Consider the following 20,521-nt stretch of genomic DNA (forward strand, 5'->3'; position numbering starts at 1 on the left):
GGTTTCCTTCATCCGGATTCCTGCAGGATCAGATAAACAATCTGCATTTTTTTCCGCACCCGAAAATAAAGAGGTTAAATATAATAATAGAATAAAAAAGCCTCTGTGGGAAGATTACTCTCAAACAAAAAAGAACCCGGCATTCCTAACGCAGTCCGAATAACGATTTCTGCCCCTTTTTTTCAAAACATGGATAGATCTGCACCAGCAGCACAAAAAAGCCATATATACCAAAAAGAAAAAGCAATGCCGCCTCATGGAGCCTGAAAAAAAAAGTCCCCTTCCACCACTTCCTTATCACCATAAACAGCACCAAAAAGAAAAGAATCCCCGCAAATGAAGTATGGTCAGAGAAATCAAGGCGCAGATCCGCGCCCCTGCCATATTCAGCTCTGGTCTGAACAACAAAGGGGAAAAGCATGGATCTGACCCTTGATGCCCCTGACGAAAGCCCTTGAATTCTTTCTTCTTCGTAAGAATGAACAGGATGATAGTCCAGCCCCAGACGCAGGGCATATATTTTTTCCTCATCCCCGTATACCACTGTGCGGCCAAGGAGATCTGCCATGAAAATAAGCCCCATGGTTTCAGGATCAAAATCTTTCAGATCAAGGCTTTCCACCCGGTAGTTTTCCTGCATGAGAAGATGAAACCTTCCGTCATCCGTTACAAGATAACCATAGAACTCCCGGCGGCGGTCTTCGGTCACAGCCAGATGCCGTATCTCTCCGATACCCCTAATGCCTGTATCCATGCAGACAGGTTCTCCCCTCACCTGCCTGAGGTGAAAAAGGCTTCCTTCTGCATCCCTGATAAAATAGCCGTCGTCATGGGGTTTTCTTGTGGTAGAATTGCCCCACAGGGCTTTTACGGGAAAGGAAAACCCCGCTTCCGAAAGGGCATTGTTCACCTTCTCTGTCATTTCAAGATCTTTTTTTCGGGTCAGACCATTTTCAAAAACAAGGCCACCATCCTTCCAGAACATGGTCTCGGGCAGCCTGAGATCGGAAAATTCCGAGGCCGATTCCAGCAAAGGCCACAGGGGAACAGGGGGTTCCTTCAGATCCTGCGGACGATACCTGAATACCTGATAGCCTTCTTCCACGGCTTCCCTTGTAATCAAAACGCCCTGAATCGTTTCAGGCATGCTGTTCCAGGCAAAAACATTTCTGTACCAGAACAGGGGCGTTGCCATCATAAATTCCATTCTGTCATACTGCCTGCCGGTTTCATCCCTGTAAACCCTCTGCCCATCCGGCGTACTGCCGGACAAGAAAAAAAGATCCTTTACCGGGCTGTACAAAATAAAGGGAGTCGGTGCTCCCTGCCTGAAGGCAAGGTCAAACATGCGGGGCAGGACAACGGCCATCACCAGCACGGCGGACAGACAAAGCACCCATCCGGATATTTTTTTAAAGAAACTTTCAATGATCATAGGGTTCCCCTTTTAAAGCGCTCCGCAGAAATAAAGGGGGCAAAGAGCATCAGCAGGGCCATCAGACCATAAAGCCCCAGCACACCCTCAAACCCCGCATAACCGCACCCTGCAAGGTAAAGGGACGCCATCTGCCAGCCAATAATTCCGTAAATCACCCTTCGCAGAAGAGAGATATCCAGCAGTGCGGCCCCCGCCATGGCATAGACGGGAAGGCCCGCCAGCATCCATGGAAAAACCGTCAGTCCCACAGAGCGCACCACAGGCCATGGGAAAAAGTACTGCGTGATCAGCAGCAGCGCAGCAATCATGAGACCGCAGACAACAATCACCGTAAGGGCACCACAGAGAACAAGGATGCCCACACCCTGCATCTGGGGGAAAGGAAGGTGAAGCTGCAGCCTCAGCCCCCTGTTCGGAGTATCCGGCAACCATTGCACCAGTGCCGTTACCAGGCCGGCCAGCACACCAAAATACTTAAGACCGGAAAAAAACATCACCTGCCGTTCCACAAGATTCTGCCAAATGGGCACAGCGGGCCCTGCAGCAAACTCCCTGTACAGTCCATGTCCCGTAAACAAAAGAAAAGAAAATCCCAGAAGAGAAAGCCCCAGAAAGGCCCAGCGCAGCTTCAGCCATTCCTTAAAGATGAAGGCCCGGATCATACAGCCCTCCTTTCCACAGGTTTCTGGCCCGGCACATGGCCTGCCCATAAAAGGGCAAAAAGACCGAAAAAACCACAAACCCCCAGCACCAGCCAGTCTGCGGGGCTCTCCTTCAGGGATCTTCCCTGCCAGTGCCGCCACAGAACAAAAGAACCAAGGGCCGCAAGAATCCCCAGCGCCCTTGCCAGAAGAAAATCATGATTCCATGAAAGGCGCAGGGTCAGATAACCCGAATCCGGAACCCCCTGCATAATCCTGAAGGGAAAGAAAAAAGCCTCGGCTTTGCGTGCAGACTCACTTCGCAGGGGAGGTAAGTCCATGCGAATTTCCCGGATGACCGCATCCCGATGATCTGTGACAGTCACGGAAAGGGCATCCCCCCCTTCTACGGTATAGTGGTGTACCAGAGGGTCCCTTCTCCATGTAAGCCGCATTTCTGATGGATTAAACTCTTTCAGGGGAAGGGGTGTAAGGCTGTAATCCGGATAGTTCATACGATGGACACCCCCTTTCCAGTCCACCAGAAGACCATAGGCATGCCGTCCCGGATGTTCTTCCACCTGAACATAACGGATACCGGGAGCAAAATCCTTGAGGACAGGCCGGACCTGGGGCTGTCCCTTCGCCTGTATGAGGTGAAAAAGGCTGCCTTCCGCATCCAGAATAAACCAGCCCCAGTCAAAGGGCTTGCGGGTTGAAGTCCTGGCCCAGGCTTTTTGTGCCGGAAAATGAAAACCCGCCCTCTCAAAGGCTGCGGTAAAAAGCAGGGATTTTTCTTTAAGAACCCTATTATCCGAAGTCCGGATAAATTCCGCCTGCCTGCCGGAAATTCTCATCACCTCTCCGGGCATTTCCAGATCAACAAATCCGGAGGCCGCCTCCATGACAAAACAGAGGGGGATTTCAGGACCATCCAGACTCCTTGGCCGGAAAAAAACATTTTGAACGCTCAAAGGCAGTTTTTCCGGTTCCACGGCCACACCCTGGATGGTTTCCGGCATTTCTCCCCACCGGACAAGGTCCCTTGCATAACGGAAAGGAAGCAGGCTTACAAAATCCTTCTGATCCAGCTCCCTGCCTTCTTCCGTACGGTAAAAATTCTGACCATAAGCGTCCAGTTCATGAATCAGAAACCCTTCACTCACGGAACTGTAAAATATAGCAAGCCTGTTCCGCTGACCCTCTGCTGCCTGCCAGAAAAAGCGTGGCAGGAAGGTGGCAAGAACCACAAGGGCAAAAAAAACAGCCGCATACCTCGAAAAAAACGTCACTGGTCACCTCCCCGTTTTGCCCTCATAACAGGAAGAAAGAGCATGATCACAAGGCTCAGGGTCACCAGCCCGTACATCCAGAGGGACTGGGCATAGGCAGCAGGCTGGCCGCCTGAGGTCAGCATCTTAAAAAAGCCGTAAACAAGGCATGCCCCCATGACTCTCCGCCACCATGCCGTTTCCATAAGCACCATGGCGGCCCCGCAGTAAAGGGTCATGCCTGCCAGCATATGGGGGAGCCAGGCCCACACAAGGCCCGTTACAATTTCATGGGGAAAACGCAGGGCATAGATGAAAACCAGCCCCAGACCATGCAATCCGGCAAGAAGACAGACAAAGAGAAGTCCCGTTCCCACCACCACGGGAATCAGAATTTTTTCCGATAAGGGCAGATGAAGAAGAAGCCTGAGGCTCCGCTGCCGTGTTTCCGGAAACCACTGGGAAACACCCAGTACCAGACCACAGACCGCAGGAAAAACAAGCTGGCCCCCATAGGGCATCTGCTGTTTCAGGATAAGGCCTTCCCACAGCTCCGTACTTTCCCTGATGGCAGCAAGGTAACGGAGACCCAGCCCCGCCTGCACCAGCGATGCAAGGCCCAGCAGTGCCAGTATGCCAATGGGCCAGCGGAGCTTGATCCATTCTTTATAAAACAATGCGCGCAGCATTTTTTCTCCTTTATAAAATTCTGACTAACTTCTTCAGCACATTTTTCCTTTGGTAAATAGAAAACCTTTAAGCAGATGCATAGACAACCGGACCATTTGTTCGTGACGCAATCTTATTCGGAAGCTTCTTGCCCTGTGCGGAAGCGGCAAAAACTCCCCGCCACAGGCAGAATAAGCTTTTTGATTACCATGGCAAACTTAAGCACGCTGCCTTTGTGGCGGCTCAGACAGTTTGCCGCTTCTTATTAGCACTCCGGCACTCAAGCCTGAAAAGGCTATGCTATTTGCATGACAGGCTTTGGGTTTATGGCTTGAGTGCCGGACGAAGCTCTGATCCGAAACGATTGCAATGTCACTCACAAACTGCCCGATTGTCTTTTGCCGCTACCAAAACATTTAAATTAATCCATAATATTTCCAGACAAAATGTGCTGAATACTTACAAACCTGAGGCAGTCAGTACTTCCCCGTCACCCCAATGAAGGCATCCTCAAGGCCCATGATCACCTCTTCGGGTTCCACCCCCTCCACTCCCAGTGCAGCAAGGCTTGCCATAACCGCCTCCCTGTCTTCGAAGGTGAAAACATCCACCCTTTCCCCCACAATATCAAAGTGGACAATGGCACCTCCCCTGCGCAGCCTGGAAGCCGCCTCAGCTCCCCTGAACCGGAAACATTTCACCCCATCCATGAAATCCTTCAGGGTGGACTGGCAGATCACACCACAGCGGTCGAGAATGATAATATCATCCACAAAGCGTTCCAGATCCTGAACAATGTGGGAGGTCACAAGGATGGTCTTGTCCCTGCCCTCCACATAATCTTTCAAAAAATCAATGAAAAGCCTGCGGTAGTTGGCATCCAGCCCCAGAGAATAATCGTCAAGGATCATAAGGTCCGCATCCTGAGCCAGAATCAGCCCAAGGGTCACCTGGGAGCGCTGGCCGCAGCTCATGCGGAAAATTCTGTGGGTATAGGGAAGCCCCAGCTTATCCATCAGATTATAATAAAGCTCCCGTTTCCATTTCGGGTAAAAGGCGGAATAAAACTTTTCCACCTCTTCTATGCTCATGTAGCCATATTGCAGATGGCCTTCGTGGAGAAGACCGATCCTTCTGCGGGTGGCCGGTTGTATGGCATGGGAAGGCTCTCCGAAAATCCTGCATTCTCCTGAAGAAGGCTGAAGAAAGCCCATGAGGATATTGATGGTGGTACTCTTGCCGACCCCGTTTTTACCCAGAAGACCGAAAATCCGCCCCGGTTCCACCGTAAAATTCAGGTTCCGGAGAACTTCCTTTCTGCCGTAGCTGTGGCAGAGGTTCCGGCATTCAATCACAAAAGACATGGTGCTTCCTTTCAAAAAAACATGGCAAGGCATGATTCGATCAGGGAAAGGGAATATGAACTCAGAACTCCAGAGAGATTCCTGCCCAGAACTGTCGGCCCATCAGAGGGGTGTTATCGGATGTGCGGATCTCCGTATCAAAAAGGTTCATGACCTCAAGATCCCAGGTTGCGGCAAAACGGCTTCCGAAAGGAAGCTTTCCTTTGAGACGCAGATCCATCTGCCAGAAGGCCTTACGAACCACCTTTTCATAGATGGGAGCATTTTCCCGCAGCACTTCTCCTGTAACGGGATCCCTTTCCTTCTCACTTTCGGGAAGTTCCCCTACTTCCCTGCTGTCCCGGATTTCATCGAAATCCGACTTCCAGGAGAGAAAGGCCGTAGCAGAAAGGTTCCAAGGCAATTTCTGAATCAGGGTCAGGTTGCCCACCCAGGGTCTGGCATAATTGCCCTTGGGTAGCTCATCCAGATAATAAAGCCTGTCCTCATACCAGACACGCCTGCTGTTTTTGTCTTCCTCCACCAGCAGTTCATTGAAGTCAATCGCATGGGTGTGGCTTTCCTGCCAACTGAGGTTGGCCAGTATCTCCCTCTCCTCCCAGCGTCTTCCCCAGCTTACACGCACGGATCTGTAATCGCTCCTGCCCTTGTTACTGAAGGTGTCGTAACGCAGGCCGTCCAGTTCATAGCTGCCCCTTTCCCGGGCAAACTCATTTTTGTTTTCCCTTTCCACATAACGCAGGGTCAGCCGCCCTCCCATAAGACGCTGATCCAGCCCCACGGTCCATTCATCGCTATAGGGGGTGTCCAGATCAGAAAAGCGCCAGGCGGTTTCGCTACCGCCTGCATGCTCCCATGGGGTCACCTGATTCTGATACGTCGTCCGCCATTCATTACGGGAACCCCTCCCCCTGCCTTCCTTCAGCTTATGGCTGAGGAAGGCCTGACCGTAATATCGGTTCAGGCCACCGGTCACTACCGTATCGCCTGTCCCCAAAACATCGAGATCCGCTGAAAATCTGGGAGCAAGATCGGTATTTTCAAGATAATCATCCCGGCTGATCCGCAGCCCCGGGCGCAGGGTAAGACGCTTCCAGCTCATGGTGTCGGAAAGATAAAAAGCCAGAGACTGGATTTCTGCTTCCGCTTCATAAGCTGGAAGAACCTGCCTCCTGGAAAAATACTGCTCGCCCAACACGAGGGAGACATCATTGGGATCTGCTCTGAAATTTGAATTATCCGTAACGGGCGATGTATAAATAAAGGCATCTTCGGGTCTTTTTTCCCGCCCCTTAACCCTGGAAAGGGAAAGACCTGTCTCAACACTGTGAGCCGTACCGGCAAAAGAAAAGGATGCCAGCTTCAGGGCCGTGTTGGCCTCCAAAGTATCCTGCTCCCTTTCAAGATTCCCGTATCCCCCTTCCATGCTTGAAGACTTGGCAGATGTACTCATGCCCCAGTTTTTTGAGGGGGTTATGGCCCATCTATACCAGGATGAACTCTGGGAAATCCGTTTATTTTCACTGTAGCGCCAGGAAAGGCTGGTATCAAGACTTCCCCAGCCCTTTTCCCGGAGGTGCCTGGCCCTGATGGCTGTCCCTCCACCTTCTATTTTATATCCGTTATTGACAGCATCCCGGTGAAAATACTCGCCCTCATAAGGCGCATGGGTCAAGGAAATATCCAGAGAATCCCAGTCGGATACGAAGGCACTGCCTTTAACAAAAAAATGTTGCCCTGTACGGGTCTGGTCCAGCGTTCCTCCAAGATTTTTCAAGGGTATGGTTGACCGGTCTTCTCTGAATGAAACAAGAAACCCCATATTTTCGGTAACTGGGATATCCAGTCTTATCCCATAATGTTCTTTTCGGAACTTCGGCTGCCAACTGGCATTGGCAGAATGGTGCATCTGATGCTTTTCCTGATCATTCAGATGAAACCGGGTCCAGGAATCCCTGGTAGTTCGATAGAAGAAAGCTCCTGAAAACTCCGTACCCGGTGTCCGTGTTCTGGCATCCACGACACCCCCTGTAAATCCACCATAGCTTGCTGGCACATTGCTGTCATACACCGTCAGGGACTCCAGGACATCCGGAGAAGGACTCAGTTCCATGGAATGACCCGGCACCTCATGCAGGCTGTTAACCGACTTTTGGGTAGGATCCAGAAAGCTGTTATTTCCTGTTCCATCCACGGAAAAATAGTTATCGTAAAAGCGACCTCCGGAGATGGATACTTCAGGCGGGAGAATCTCGCCGCCTGTGGCAGCCGAGCCATAGGCTTCATCAAACTGAACACCCGGCAGCACCTTCAGCATATCCGTGAGGGTGGCATTGCCTGCGGGCAGATTTTCCAGCACCGTACCGGAAATGACGGACTGGCCCGTCGCCCGGATATCCGCCGTGTCCTTCACCAGTATTTCCTGCATAAGATAAACGGAGTTATCAAAATCATGCTTTTCTGCCACGGATAAAGCAGGGCAGATAAATCCCGAACCTCCCAGGAGCAGCATAGCCAATAATTTTTTACACATGGCTTTTTCCCTGAATATAGAATCTGTTGATAAAAATGAAAACCGACGACACCCATCAGGGTGTCGCCGTTTTTTCTAAAAATCAATCAGGGAGCATGCCCTGATGATACTAAGGCAGAAAAATTGGCCGCATATCTTCCGTATCCGGGATACCGTTCCCGTTGGAATCCGGATCCAGCTCAAGCCCGGATTCTGCTATCATCTCATCCGTTGCCAGAGGGTGGAAAAAGTCCGGCCTGCCATCCTTGTCCGTATCCACCCATGCAATGTCCGTATCAGGAAAATCATCCTGCTTTACAACAAGTGCAGCAACATCCCCTATGGTGTCATAACGACCGGGGATGGCAGCACTGGGGCCATGGATCAAGGGGACTGCCAGAGCCGCTTCCATGGCAAATTCAATCAATCCGGCCTCTCCGGCTGCCCTTGCCAAATTGCCCATTTCTCTTGTTTTATTGCTCAGACTCGCCAGTTTTTCAGCGCTATTCTGGCCTTTACTAAAAATTCGTTGGGCCGTCACCATATCCCGGACTTCCCAGGCCCTCGATCCAAGGACACGATAGCGCTGTGCAGCGGTAACCAGCGTATTCTCCCTCTGGGCTTCCGGTGTGGCATCGCTAAAAATCTTATCAGCAAAATCCTCTCCCGCCAAAATCAGCCCTGGGGCCAGATCAGCTGAACCACTCCCAATGGCTGCACGGGCAAGATCATTGTACTGTAAAGCCAGAACAGCAGGCGCATGATCTTTGGCAACCAAGGCCAGATATTCCCTTCCCTCTTCAAAAAGGGCGCGGCTGCGCTCTCTTTCTCCGATCATTTCCCACATACGACCGGTGGCGCTCAGGGCATTGATCCGCCATGCAGGATCCGCAATACGGGCAAGGACTTCCTCCGCCTCTTCAAGGCTTTCAACAGCCCTGGTATGGGCACCGGCAAGGTGATAGACCCTTGCAATCTTCACATACCCCCGCTCAACCTTAAAACGGCTCATGTTTAAAGGAGTACTTCCATTGGGGTACATCCGCCGGACCTCCCCAAGGGCCGTATCCCCCATGCGCTCAGCAGCAGCATGGTTTCCTGCTTCCGCGAATATAACTCCGGCACGGGGAACCACCAAATTTACGTAGGTCAGCGCCCCTATACGGTTAATGGCTGTCTGGTCAGTATCAACATTGTTTCCCCTGTACCCGACAACATGCGTTTCAAGCACTTCCAGCAATTCATCGGGCCTGTTATCACGGGCAAGAAAATTGATAATGGCTTCATAGGAGCTGCTTTTGGCACGAACCTCGTTATCCGGGATGGTATCAATCAATGCCCAGGCCTTTTCTTCAGAACCTGCTTCGGCAAGGGCCTCAACCATGGAATCGACAAAGCTCCATGATCTTTCTTTGGTGAGATTTAAACGCTGGGGGTTGGTATCGGGGAAAGAGACAAGATCGTCATTCTCCCGCAATGCTTCAATCTCGTCAATAATTGCCTCCACCCGCTCTCTGTCACCGAGGGCTGCAAAACGAAGGGCTGTTTCCGCAAGGGAATACACCCGCGCCCTGTAGCTTTTTTCTCCATTTGTATCATTGGGGGGCTGAACGCTTGAAAAGAGATGCATATTTTCCAGAACAATGCGGGCGGCAGCGAAATCCTTCGAACTGGTATCTTCCTGCCTGTATGCAAGAAGCTCATCGGCATAGTTTCTGAAGGCTACAATCAGGCGACCGTGATGGCTCGTCCCGGTAAGAACTGGCAGCAGCTCAATGCCAATATAATCCATGACCTCTTCAGCTTTGTCATTGTTTCCGGCCCTTCTGTACAGTGCTGCCATCTGCTGAAGACGTGCTGTATCCGCATTGGATGTATTAATGGCCCCGGTACTGCTGATGATCTTCTTTTGCAGGGCAAAGGCTTTATCCAGGTTTGCTATGGCATCAGAGTTTCTGTCAAAGGGCAGATATCCCCTGGCCACTCCCATCCAGGCATCTACCTTGAAAGCCGGAAGATACATCTGGAAATCGATATATTCTTTGGCCCGGTCAAAATACCCGACCTTTGCCATACCACTGACGATCTGGACACGGATCCTGTCGTTCACATTGTCGTCCAGCACCGTACCCAGCATGGTTTCAGCCTTGTATAATCGGGATGCATTGGAATTATAATAATAATTTATCCGCTTAGCATTATCGTTCCCCAAAAGTTCGTGGGGGAGCAGGGGAAGGGCAATGTCATAGAGATAAGGCGATGCGGCAAGTTGAGGAATTCTTGGGTCTTTGCCAAGGGACACACCATCTTTTATCAGATGATCCGCATGCAGAGTGCCATCAACCAGGGGACCATGGACATCATAGGTGGTTTGATCCTGACTCAGCTCCATAGAAACAAGATCATAGGCATCAATCACATAGCGAAAAACCCTCTCCACAGCAAGACCATGGGCTGGCATGGCAGTATGCTCAAGGAGTGATGTGGCAAGAATTGCGGCACTGTGTCCGTAGGATTGCCGGTGGCCATCAAAATTTTCATCGGCATTTCCAAACAGACTTTCCATGCTTGCCATCAATGAACCCTGGAGTGTCTGCCGCTTCAAAGCAAGAACAACAGCCGCAGGGTCATTGGCATCTGCTTCGACCATTGCCTTATTAGAACTTGTGATCTCATCTCTTTTTTTCGGATCAGCAATCAGTGCCTCTAAAACCACCGGATCCACCTTGCCATCTTCACCTGTAAGGGGGGTACTGTCTATATCAAAATCAGAAAAGGGAGCAGGCTTATCTGATTTTGTGATGATATCCGAAATAAGTGATGCCCGTACCTGTACGATTCCACTGGTGGAAGGCAGGGCCATGACATCGGTATCATCCTGAAGACCTAAAAATCTGCGTACGCTATTTTTGGCTTCATCAGCATTCTTTCCATCCTCCATACCCTTTGTCACAAGGGTGGTCAGGGGTGTTACAGCCAGCAATCCTTTATCTGAAAAAAGATCAAGGGGACTTTCAAAGGCATTGCTGCCAATCCTCTTACCGGTAACAGTATCCTCCCCTCCCCTGGCAACAATTTTAAAAGGCCCCTCTGACATCCTGTCGTTTCTGATGAGAAGACTGAAAAAACCATCTTCTCCGCTTACGGTTGTACAGAATACATCACCAGAAGCACCGCAGATCTCAAGCCTTTCTTTTCCACCCATCTCCCAGAGTTCTACCGTGGCACCTTTAACGGGAGGATCTTCCACGATCCCAGAAAAATGGCTTGTTTTCGGTCGATCCGAAGGTGGAGGCGCCGAAGAGCTGGATGAAGAATCCCAGCATCCGGCAAGCAGCATGAAAGAGGCCAATCCTGCAGCAGCAAGGCTGATGGCTCTTATTTTTTTCATAATCTCTCCTTCTTTGCTTGTTTGGTCTGGCTAAAAAAATTAAGACCACCTATCAACAAGATGGTGGACTGTCAATAATTTAAAACATAAAAAATAAGCTTGGCAAACACGTTTTGTACTCAACAAAAATTCTATTGACTCTTAAATTATTGCCGACTACAAGGCAATCCACAAGGGATTTTGGATTCATGTAATCCAAATCAGCATCCAAAGAATAATTACAAGCTGCTCCCACCCCATCCTCCAAAGGACCGGTGAGCATGTAGTGAAAGGAATCAGCATGTTTTTCCATGGTATTCACCCCGGATTCCGGCTAAGCCGCATTCCTGCCATCGCAGTGGCCTGCTTCTTTCTCTTTACAGGTAGCCTTTTCGCCCTTCCGGACACAAGGGGCTGGATTCATGAAAAAAGCGACCTGCCCCTGCATCCGGATCTGATCACGGGAACCCTTGATAACGGACTTCGTTATGTGATTCTGCCCCACCATACCCCAAGAAACCGGGCCAGTCTTCACCTCAATGTACAGGCAGGCTCCTTCCATGAAACCGATTCCCAACAAGGTCTCGCCCATTTTGTGGAACACATGGCCTTCAACGGTTCCACCCACTTTCCTCCGGGCACCCTGATCCATTATTTCCAGAGCATTGGCATGAGTTTTGGCGGAGACACCAACGCCCATACCGGACTTGGTGAAACGGTTTACCACATTCTCCTTCCGCAGGCCGATGCCGATGGCCTTGAAAAAGGACTTCTGGTTCTTTCGGACTATGCCCATGGCCTTCTCTTCGATGAGAATGAAATAGAAAGGGAAAAAGGCGTTATCCTTGCGGAAAAAAGAGCCAGAGATTCTGCCCGCTACCGCACGGGGCAGGCCCTGCGCCGCTTTCTTCTCCCCGGCATACGCAGCAACGAACGCGCCCCCATCGGAAAAAAGGCCATCATCGAAAAGGGAGACAGGGCCGAGCTTCTGGACTATTACAATACCTGGTACCGCCCCGAGTACATGATGGTCATTCTCGTAGGAGACGTAGAACCGGTTGAAGCAGAATCCCTGATAACCAAACACTTTGCCCCCATCAAAGCCAGAGCCCCAGAACGGCAGATTCCGGAAATGGGAAAGTTTCAGCATAAAGGGGATGCTTTTTTCCATCATGCAGAACCCGAATCCGGCGATGTATCCGTTATCATAGCCACATCCCGCATGCTTTCTCCCAGAAAAGACAGCATCCGGTCCCGGAAGGAAAGCCTCACCCTGCAGCTGGGCAGCATGCTCCTCCGCCACCGCCTGTCCGACAGACTCAGTGATCCGGCAACACCCTATACCCGTGCTGTGGCCATGGCAGACATCCAGCATGAAACCATTTTATCCACCCGCCTTGTGGCCATCTCTCCCCAGGATAAATGGGAAGCCTCCCTTTCTCTCATGGAACAGGAGCTGCGAAAGGCCCTGACCCATGGCTTCAGCGAAGAGGAAATGGAGAGGGTTCGAAGGGAAGCCCTCTCCCGCATTGACCGACGTATTGCGGGCTTCTCCACCACACCCAGCCGTAAAGTGGCCGATGAGATCATCCGGGCCATGAATACCCCCCGGGTTTTTACCTCCCCGGAGGACGACAAAGCCCTTTTTGCAGATTTCATTGAAAATATGACGGCAGAAGATGTGCTGGAAGCCATGAAAGAGGCCTGGGGTGATGATCACAGACTGATTGCCATCACGGGCAATACGGGCATTGACGATCACACCGCCCTTTCCCGTATGCGGTCCGTGTGGAAAGAAAGTACCGCCATACCCGTTGCGGCACCGGACATGGCAGAAGCTGCCATCTTCCCCTATCTCCCGGAACCGGAAAAAACTGTCCAGCCCCTTGAGCTTATCTCCATTGAAGATCTGGAGTTTGCCACCGCCCGCTTTGCCAATCACACCACCCTCCATGTAAAACAGACGGATTTTGAGGCTGACACCGTCCGGGTTCTCCTCTCCTTTGGTCCCGGCAGGGCCCATGAGCCGGAAGAGTGGCCCGGTCTTTCCCTTGCTGCCCCCGCCCTTGTCAATCTGTCTGGAACCGCTACCCTTGACCGACCAGCTCTGGCACGGGCCCTTGCGGGTAAAGGAATGAGCGTGGAATTCTCCGTGGCACAGGAAAATTTCCGTTTCACCGCATCCGCCAGGCCGGAAGATTTTTCCGAACTGATGAATCTCCTGCGTCATCGTTTGCTGGACCCTTCCTTCCGGACGGAAGCCTGGGAACTTTCCCGCAGATGGGCAGAGCAGCAGGACCGACGCATGGACTCCGATATTGCGGCCACCATGCAACATATGGCCCCTTCTTTCTTTGCTTCCTTTGACCCGAGATTCTCCAGACCCAAAGCCTCTGAAATGGATGAGGCCATGCGGCTTGCCGCAGAAAACTGGCTGGCACCTGCCTTCAGGGATGCGGCCCTTGAAATCAGCGTCGTGGGCAATGTGAATCCTGACCTTGTCATTGAAGAAGTGGGACGTTATTTTGGTGATCTTTCCCGCAGCCCCCGCAAGGAAAAAATCATACGTCCCCTCAGCTTTAATCAGGGAGCCAGAGCCACCTACTGGGTGGCCACACAAATTCCCTCTGCCCAGATCCGTATCGGCTTTCCCACAACGGGTCTTGAACCGATGGAAGAATCCAGGGGGCTGAGCCTTCTGGCCCGGGTTCTTTCGGACCGTATCCGCAGGGAAATCCGTGAAAAACAAGGCCTTGCCTATTCGCCCCGGAGTTTCCATCAGGCCAGCTCCGTATACAAAGATTACGGCGGGCTTTACATGCATACCGGTGCAAGGCCGGATCAGGCCGCCATGGTGCGTAAGGCTTTGATGGATGTTGCCGAAAAACTTAAAAAAGAAGGGGTTTCTGAGGAAGAACTCCGCAGAGCCAGAGACCCGCTCATGACCGGCCTGAAAGAAAGGTTCCGGAACAATAACTTCTGGCTTGCCGGCGTAATGGCAGGATCTGTGGAAGATCCCCGCCAGCTGGATCGGGTGCGTACCCTTGAAAGCGGTTATCTGGAAATTACCACAAAGGACCTGACTCGGCTGGCGGAGAAATGGCTCCAGCCCGACAGAGCCTCTTCGATCACCGTATTACCCGTTGGAGAAGAAGGACTGTAATGCGCCTGAATCTGATATGTATGCTGCTGATACAGGGGCTCTACTTCATGACACCGGCACTGGCGGCTCCCACCCACGGCATAGCCCTGTGGGGAGAGCCCCAGTATGGCCCTGATTTCACACATTTTGCCTATGCCAGACCGGACGCCCCCAAAGGCGGGCATCTGCGAATGGCCGCCACAGGAAGCTTTGACAGCTTTCACCCCTTCACCATCCGGGGAACGGCAGCGGCAGGGGTGGGGCTTCTTTATGAAACCCTCATGACAGCCTCCCTTGACGAACCCTCATCCAGCTACGGACTCATTGCCCAATCCATTATGGTGTCGGAAGACCGTACTTCCGTAACCTTTCGGCTGAGACCGGAAGCGCGCTTCCATGACGGCCAGCCCGTACGGGCCGAGGATGTGGTTTTTTCCTTTCAGATTCTTGTCAGGGAAGGCTCTCCCCACTATCGTAAATACTACGAAGATATAACCGGAGCGCATGCCCTGGATGACCATACCGTGCGCTTTGATATCCGCCCCGGTTCTGCCATGGAAACACCCTATATAACAGGACAGCTCCCCGTTCTTCCCGCCCATGTCTGGAAGGAAAGGGAATTTTCCCGATCTTCTCTGGAAACGCCCGTGGGTTCGGGCCCCTACCGTATCCATTCCTTTGATACAGGCAGACGCATCACCTATGTACGAGATCCGGATTACTGGGGTTGGCATCTTCCTGTGAATCAGGGACATTTTAACTTTGATTTTATCTCGTGGGAATACTTCCGGGATAACACAGTCAGTCTTGAAGCCTTCAAAGCCGGTGTTTTTGATTACAGGCTGGAAAATACTGCCAAAACCTGGGCTACCCTCTACGACGGGCCAGCATTCCGGGACGGACGCATCCGCAAGGAAACCATCCCCCACGAACGACCCCAGGGCATGCAGGGCTTTGTTTTCAATATCCGCAAACCCGTTTTCAGAGACAGGGCGGTACGTAAAGCCCTGTCCCTGATCTTTGATTTTGAATGGGCCAACACCCATCTCTTTTATGGCCAGTATAATCGCAGTCACAGTTTTTTTCAAAACTCCCCCATGGCAGCGGAAGGGCTTCCTTCGGAAGAGGAACTTGTTCTGCTGGAACCCTTTCGCCATCTCCTGCCAGAATCTGCCTTCGGTCCTGCCATAGTACCACCTGTCACTGACGGATCGGGGAATATACGCCCCCTGCTCAGGGAGGCGGACCGCATTCTCAATGAGGCCGGGTGGATTCTCAAGGACGGAAAACGCATTCACAAAGAAACGGGCCGCCCCCTTTCCTTTGAGATTCTTCTCGCATCGCCTTCCTTTCAGCGTATTGCCATGCCCTTTCGGCAGAATCTCGCCCGGCTGGGCGTGGATGCCTCGGTCCGTGTGGTGGACCGCACCCGCTATGTGCGTCAGCTGCAGGATTTCAACTATGACATGATCGTGGGAAACTTCCGCCAGAGCCACTCCCCCGGCTCAGAACAAAGGGATTTCTGGGGATCGGCAGCGGCATCCGTACCCGGAGGCCGCAACACCATCGGCATTGCCGATCCTGTGGTGGACGCCCTTGTGGAACACATTCTCAATGCAGAAAACAGAGAAGAACTCATTACGGCATGCAGGGCCCTGGACAGGGTACTGCGGGCCAACCACTACGTGATTCCTCAATGGTTCAATGCCAGCTACCGCATCGCCTACTGGGACAAGCTCCGCCATCCGGAAAAATCACCTGAGCATGGCCTTGGCATTTATACCTGGTGGATTGATACCAAAGCCGAAGCCCGCCTCACACCCGGAGCCGTCATGCACACAGAGCCGGGAGAAAACAGAAAATGAGTGCCTACCTGCTGCGCCGCCTTCTTTTGATTGTTCCCACCCTGCTGGGAATTCTCACGGTAAACTTTTTTGTCATCCAGGCCGCTCCCGGCGGCCCCGTTGAGCAGATGATAGCCCGAATTTCCGGAACCAGCGGAGATCTGACAGAACGAATTTCCGGCTCCGGTGCTGACGACTTTTTTGAAAACGACAACGCCCTGGAGACGGAAGCCGGTATCCGCTACAGGGGTGCGGAAGGACTGGATCCGGAATTCATAGAAGAACTGGAAAAAATGTTCGGTTTTGACCGCCCCATGCACGAACGCTACTTCAAACTTCTCAAAGATTATTTTTTCTGGGATTTTGGCGAAAGCTTCTATAAAAATGAAACCGTTCTTTCCCTTATTGCCCAGAAAATGCCCGTATCCATTTCTCTGGGCCTCTGGTCTACCCTTATCATCTATATGGTCTGCATTCCCCTTGGCATACGCAAAGCGGTACACCATGGAACCCGCTTTGACGGATGGACCACCACCGTCATCAGTGTGGCCCACGCCATACCGGTCTTCCTGTTTGCCATTGCCCTTGTCATTCTCTTTGCGGGAGGCTCCTATTTTCAGTGGTTCCCGCTGCGGGGACTTACTTCGCCGGGGTTTGACCAGCTTTCCGCAGTTGGAAAAATTCTGGACTACTTTCACCATCTGGCTCTTCCCATCACAGCCATGGTCATTGGCGGTTTTGCCTCCCTCACCATGCTCACCCGCAACAGCTTTCTGGATGAAATTCACAAACAGTATGTGGAAACCGCCAGAGCCAAAGGAGCGGATGAAAAACGGGTTCTTTTCGGCCATGTGTTCCGCAATGCCATGCTCATTGTCATTGCCGGATTCCCTTCCGCCTTTGTTTCCATGTTCTTCACAGGATCCCTGCTCATTGAAGTGATCTTCTCCCTTGATGGTCTGGGGCTTCTGGGTTTTGAAGCCACCATGGGCCGGGACTATCCGGTAATGTTCGCAACCCTTTACATTTTCACCCTCATGGGACTTCTGCTCAGCATTATCAGTGATCTCACCTATACATTTGTGGATCCCCGCATTCATTTCGGTACAAGGGAGGGATCATGAAAGCTGCCACCCGACGCAGATGGGAACGATTCCTTGCCAACCGCAAGGGCCTCATCTCCCTTATCCTCTTCATCATACTTTTTTTCGTAAGCCTTTTTGCGGAATTCATTGCCAATGACAGGCCCCTTATGATCCGGTACCAGGGAGAAACCTATTTTCCCGTACTCAAAGATTATAATGAAACGGTTTTTGGAGGCGACTTTGCAACGCTCTGCGACTACAGAGACCCCTATATTCGGGAAAATGTGGATGCCCATGGGTTCATGATCTGGCCACCCATCCGTTTTTCCTACAACACCATTCGTATGGATCTCCCCGAACCGGCCCCTTCCCGTCCGGACAGAACCAACCTGCTCGGCACGGACGATCAGGGCAGGGATGTACTGGCACGGGTAATCTACGGCTACCGGATTTCCGTTCTCTTCGGGCTTTGCCTTGCCTTCGGAGGTGCTGTCATCGGCACCTTTGCCGGAGCCCTGCAGGGCTATTACGGGGGCAAGGTGGATCTTATCGGCCAGCGATTCATGGAAATCTGGTCCGGATTGCCAGTGCTCTACCTCATCATGATCCTCTCCAGTGTGGTGACACCCAGTTTTTTCTGGCTTCTCGGGCTCATGCTCCTTTTCGGATGGATGTCCCTTGTGGGCGTTGTCAGGGCTGAATTTCTGAGGGGACGTAACCTCGGCTATGTCAAGGCCGCAAGAGTCATGGGCATGACAGACAGGCGCATCATGTTTCGGCATATTCTGCCCAATGCCATGGTAGCGGCCCTCACCTTCTTTCCCTTCATTCTCAATGGTGCCATCACAACCCTGACGGCCCTTGATTTTCTGGGATTCGGCCTCCCTCCGGGTTCTCCCTCCCTCGGAGAACTGCTCTCCCAGGGAAAAACCAACCTCCACGCCCCATGGCTGGGGATTACCGCTTTCTGTGTTCTTTCCATCATGCTCACCCTCCTCATCTTTGTGGGAGAGGCTGTGCGGGATGCCTTTGATCCCAGACTGGAAAGTCTGTAAAGGATGTTTGACATGCATACACCCCTTGTCACCGTTTCCAATCTGTCCATTGCCTTTTCCAAAACCGGCGGAGCCCTTTCGCCCGTAGTCCATGGCATTGATTTTCAAATTCATCCCGGAGAATGCCTTGCCCTTGTGGGAGAATCCGGATCCGGTAAATCCGTGACCGCCAAAAGCCTCCTGCGACTCCTTCCTGCGGGCTGCCGCATTGACGGCAGCATGGCCTTCAAGGGCATGGACATCGCCACCATGGAGGAAAGCAGACTGAGGAAACTGCGGGGCGGACGCATTGCCATGATTTTTCAGGAACCCCTTTCCGCCCTGAACCCCCTGCATCCCGTGGGCAAACAAATTGCAGAAACCCTGTATCTGCATCAGGGTCTTCCCCTGCACCGTTCGGAAAAGGAAGTAACAGCCCTTCTGGACCGTGTGGGCATTCCCGATGCCAGCCGCCGCAGAAAATCCTATCCCCATGAACTTTCCGGAGGTCAGCGTCAGCGGGTGATGATTGCCATGGCCATTGCCAATAACCCGGATCTTCTCATTGCAGACGAACCCACCACCGCGCTGGATGTCACCGTGCAGGACAAGATACTGCGCCTGCTGGAAGACCTTCGCAGGGAACGGAACATGGCCATGCTCTTCATCACCCACGACCTCGGCGTGGTACGTCGCATGGCAGACCGCATTGCCGTCATGAAGGATGGCCGCATCCTCGAAACCGCAGACAGAGAAACCCTCTTCACAAAACCCGTCCACCCCTGGACCCGGGAACTCATCAAAACGACCCGGGCCACACCCCTGCGGGCCCTTCCGGACACCCCACCCCTCCTGCAGACACGGGAACTTGCCGTGCGTTTTCCCATCAAAGAGGGCATCCTTCAGAGGGTCAAAGGCCATGTCCATGCGGTGCGGGGGGCGGATCTTGTAATCCGCAAGGGAGAAACCCTGGGTGTGGTGGGAGAATCCGGCTCGGGCAAAACCAGTCTTGCCCATGCCCTTTTGCGCCTGATTCACACCGAGGGGGAAATTCTTCTGGAGAATCATCGCATAGACGGTCTCTCTACCGGTGAATTCCGCAAATTGCGGCCCAGAATGCAGATGGTGTTTCAGGACCCCTTTGACAGCTTAAGCCCCCGAATGACCGTGGGCGAAATTGTGGGAGAAGGCCTTGAGGTTCACTCCCAAATGAAAACGAAAGAAAGGAACATTCGAATTGCCCAAAGCCTTGAGGCCGTGGGCATGGATCCTTCTATGACAGACCGCTACCCCCACGAGTTTTCCGGCGGACAGCGCCAGCGCATTGCCATAGCAAGGGCCCTGATCCTCAATCCCGATCTCCTCGTGCTGGATGAACCCACCTCATCGCTGGACCGCTCCGTGCAGTTTCAGGTGCTGGAGCTTCTGCGACGTCTTCAGGAAGAGAGGGGGCTGAGCTATCTTTTCATCAGCCATGATCTTGCCGTTGTACGAGGCATCAGCCACAGAATCGCCGTGATGAAGGACGGGGATATTGTGGAAACAGGACCTGCGGAACAGCTCTTTACAAGGCCTGAGCATCCCTACACAAAAGAACTGCTTTCCGCCGCTCTGGCTGCGTGAAAAAAGCACCTTCGCCTTTCCTCACTCTCCCTCATTCGTCAGGAGCGAGAGGCGGGGATCAAAACATGGGGCACACAAAAGGGTGCTCAACGCAAAATTGCGTCTGCCCGTGGATGCGCATGGCATGCCAGTCAAGGCTATTATTACAATAAGGTACAACAGCAGATTTCACGCGGGCAGTTGCTTTGTTCAAAAAATTTGCCGCCCAGTGCTTTTTGGCCGACCGACATTATTGCCCAAGCGGAAAGACAAGGAATAGAGCCATCATTCCATCCAAAACGAACCGGAAAGAGAATCGTTATCCTGCTGCTGGCAACGGGAATCAGCAAGCAAAATCCCTCAACCGCAGTTTAGTTATCAAAAAAAGGGATTGAAAAATCAATAAGATTGATATTTCAATCCCTTACAGGCCACATAGCATGTACGTTTTTCGTAACTACAGCAAATTTTCCCGCCCTCCGGGAAAGGGGCCGGAGATGAGAGAAGTATGTTGTAAAAGCTTCTTTATCCCACTGGTTTTTTCTTAAA

13 protein-coding genes are annotated in these 20,521 nt (G+C 52.1%); 5 read left to right on the forward strand and 8 right to left on the reverse strand.

The annotated features are described in order from the left end of the window. Nucleotides 1–145 precede the first annotated feature (145 nt). The 8 genes from LZ24_RS06435 to LZ24_RS06470 form a co-directional block, all read right to left on the reverse strand. Entirely contained in the window at nucleotides 146–1,435 is a 1,290-nt protein-coding gene (locus tag LZ24_RS06435; RefSeq protein WP_144683703.1) for a DUF4857 domain-containing protein, read from the reverse strand. After that, a complete protein-coding gene (locus LZ24_RS06440) occupies nucleotides 1,432–2,100 on the reverse strand; it encodes a hypothetical protein (RefSeq protein ID WP_144683706.1) in 669 nt (222 codons plus the stop codon). Before LZ24_RS06440 ends, LZ24_RS06435 begins: the two co-directional genes overlap by 4 nt. After that, nucleotides 2,097–3,371: a DUF4857 domain-containing protein gene (locus LZ24_RS06445; RefSeq protein WP_144683709.1), complete on the reverse strand. Its 1,275-nt coding sequence runs from the start codon at nucleotides 3,369–3,371 to the stop codon at nucleotides 2,097–2,099. The genes LZ24_RS06440 and LZ24_RS06445 overlap by 4 nt, the downstream gene beginning before the upstream one ends. Continuing rightward, a complete protein-coding gene (locus tag LZ24_RS06450; RefSeq protein ID WP_144683712.1) occupies nucleotides 3,368–4,039 on the reverse strand; it encodes a hypothetical protein in 672 nt (223 codons plus the stop codon). The genes LZ24_RS06445 and LZ24_RS06450 overlap by 4 nt, the downstream gene beginning before the upstream one ends. 456 nt (nucleotides 4,040–4,495) lie before the next feature. Next, nucleotides 4,496–5,383 carry an ABC transporter ATP-binding protein gene (locus tag LZ24_RS06455; protein WP_144683715.1) on the reverse strand — a complete coding sequence of 296 codons (888 nt, stop codon included), beginning with the start codon at nucleotides 5,381–5,383 and terminating at the stop codon, nucleotides 4,496–4,498. Between the two features lie 61 nt (nucleotides 5,384–5,444). Further along, nucleotides 5,445–7,916: a TonB-dependent receptor plug domain-containing protein gene (locus LZ24_RS06460; protein ID WP_144683718.1), complete on the reverse strand. Its 2,472-nt coding sequence runs from the start codon at nucleotides 7,914–7,916 to the stop codon at nucleotides 5,445–5,447. A gap of 109 nt (nucleotides 7,917–8,025) precedes the next feature. Next, nucleotides 8,026–11,286, reverse strand: a complete 3,261-nt coding sequence (locus tag LZ24_RS06465) for a hypothetical protein (protein ID WP_144683722.1) — start codon at nucleotides 11,284–11,286, stop codon at nucleotides 8,026–8,028. Nucleotides 11,287–11,365: 79 nt separating this feature from the next. Continuing rightward, nucleotides 11,366–11,578 carry a hypothetical protein gene (locus LZ24_RS06470; RefSeq protein ID WP_144683725.1) on the reverse strand — a complete coding sequence of 71 codons (213 nt, stop codon included), beginning with the start codon at nucleotides 11,576–11,578 and terminating at the stop codon, nucleotides 11,366–11,368. On the opposite strand from LZ24_RS06470, the gene LZ24_RS06475 reads away from it, so the two are divergent. Genes LZ24_RS06475 through LZ24_RS06495 form a run of 5 tightly spaced genes read left to right on the forward strand, consistent with a single transcriptional unit; the run spans nucleotide 11,567 to nucleotide 19,993 of the window. After that, the gene (locus tag LZ24_RS06475; RefSeq protein WP_144683728.1) at nucleotides 11,567–14,428 is read left to right on the forward strand and encodes a M16 family metallopeptidase; all 2,862 of its coding nucleotides are present in this window, start codon (nucleotides 11,567–11,569) and stop codon (nucleotides 14,426–14,428) included. The two genes, LZ24_RS06470 and LZ24_RS06475, sit on opposite strands and share 12 nt — an antisense overlap. Then, on the forward strand, nucleotides 14,428–16,272 hold the full coding sequence (locus LZ24_RS06480; protein WP_144683731.1) for an extracellular solute-binding protein: 1,845 nt from the start codon (nucleotides 14,428–14,430) through the stop codon (nucleotides 16,270–16,272). Before LZ24_RS06475 ends, LZ24_RS06480 begins: the two co-directional genes overlap by 1 nt. Beyond that, nucleotides 16,269–17,375 carry a microcin C ABC transporter permease YejB gene (locus LZ24_RS06485; protein ID WP_144683734.1) on the forward strand — a complete coding sequence of 369 codons (1,107 nt, stop codon included), beginning with the start codon at nucleotides 16,269–16,271 and terminating at the stop codon, nucleotides 17,373–17,375. Before LZ24_RS06480 ends, LZ24_RS06485 begins: the two co-directional genes overlap by 4 nt. Next, a complete protein-coding gene (locus LZ24_RS06490) occupies nucleotides 17,372–18,391 on the forward strand; it encodes an ABC transporter permease (protein ID WP_144683737.1) in 1,020 nt (339 codons plus the stop codon). The genes LZ24_RS06485 and LZ24_RS06490 overlap by 4 nt, the downstream gene beginning before the upstream one ends. A 12-nt stretch (nucleotides 18,392–18,403) precedes the next feature. Then, nucleotides 18,404–19,993 (forward strand): ABC transporter ATP-binding protein, encoded by a 1,590-nt coding sequence (locus tag LZ24_RS06495; protein WP_144683739.1) that lies wholly within the window; start codon nucleotides 18,404–18,406, stop codon nucleotides 19,991–19,993. Nucleotides 19,994–20,521 lie beyond the last annotated feature (528 nt).

The organism is Desulfobotulus alkaliphilus (assembly GCF_007830435.1).
Lineage (GTDB): Bacteria > Desulfobacterota > Desulfobacteria > Desulfobacterales > ASO4-4 > Desulfobotulus > Desulfobotulus alkaliphilus.

Excerpts from the sequence above, each read along its gene's own strand:
- LZ24_RS06435 (WP_144683703.1), bottom strand. The coding sequence starts at position 1,435 with ATGATCATTGAAAGTTTCTTTAAAAAAATATCCGGATGGGTGCTTTGT.
- LZ24_RS06440 (WP_144683706.1), bottom strand. The coding sequence starts at position 2,100 with ATGATCCGGGCCTTCATCTTTAAGGAATGGCTGAAGCTGCGCTGGGCC.
- LZ24_RS06450 (WP_144683712.1), bottom strand. The coding sequence starts at position 4,039 with ATGCTGCGCGCATTGTTTTATAAAGAATGGATCAAGCTCCGCTGGCCC.
- LZ24_RS06455 (WP_144683715.1), bottom strand. The coding sequence starts at position 5,383 with ATGTCTTTTGTGATTGAATGCCGGAACCTCTGCCACAGCTACGGCAGA.
- LZ24_RS06460 (WP_144683718.1), bottom strand. The coding sequence starts at position 7,916 with ATGTGTAAAAAATTATTGGCTATGCTGCTCCTGGGAGGTTCGGGATTT.
- LZ24_RS06465 (WP_144683722.1), bottom strand. The coding sequence starts at position 11,286 with ATGAAAAAAATAAGAGCCATCAGCCTTGCTGCTGCAGGATTGGCCTCT.
- LZ24_RS06475 (WP_144683728.1), top strand. The coding sequence starts at position 11,567 with ATGTTTTTCCATGGTATTCACCCCGGATTCCGGCTAAGCCGCATTCCT.
- LZ24_RS06470 (WP_144683725.1), bottom strand. The coding sequence starts at position 11,578 with ATGGAAAAACATGCTGATTCCTTTCACTACATGCTCACCGGTCCTTTG.
- LZ24_RS06480 (WP_144683731.1), top strand. The coding sequence starts at position 14,428 with ATGCGCCTGAATCTGATATGTATGCTGCTGATACAGGGGCTCTACTTC.
- LZ24_RS06485 (WP_144683734.1), top strand. The coding sequence starts at position 16,269 with ATGAGTGCCTACCTGCTGCGCCGCCTTCTTTTGATTGTTCCCACCCTG.
- LZ24_RS06490 (WP_144683737.1), top strand. The coding sequence starts at position 17,372 with ATGAAAGCTGCCACCCGACGCAGATGGGAACGATTCCTTGCCAACCGC.
- LZ24_RS06495 (WP_144683739.1), top strand. The coding sequence starts at position 18,404 with ATGCATACACCCCTTGTCACCGTTTCCAATCTGTCCATTGCCTTTTCC.